General features: G+C 57.9%; 1 protein-coding gene. It reads left to right on the plus strand.

Going from position 1 to position 271, the window contains the following annotated elements:
• The coding region (locus ACT3UA_RS19035) for a hypothetical protein (protein WP_444617901.1) at nucleotides 1-271 on the plus strand (271 nt) is incomplete at both ends.

Here is a 271-nt window from a genome sequence, read left to right on the forward strand (position 1 = left end):
GGCAAGGTTGAGTATGCGGATCAGTTCGGTACCAAGCATGAGTACGGGAAGGTTGCCGACACCACCGTCACGCTGGCCTACGGGCCTGCTGGTCAGGAAATCTGTTTCCGGATGAGGCAGATCAGCCGGATCGTGGCCGCTGGTAAGCAGGTCCGTGAAGCCACTGGCCAAGAGCATCGCCAGATCCATATCCTCACCACCAACACGGACCTGCCAGCAGCCGAGATCGTGTTTCGTATGAGTGCACGGTGGCGGCATGAAAACTATTTCC

Origin of the sequence: Glutamicibacter sp. 363 (assembly GCF_052379505.1) — a bacterium.
Classification (GTDB): Bacteria; Actinomycetota; Actinomycetes; order Actinomycetales; family Micrococcaceae; genus Glutamicibacter.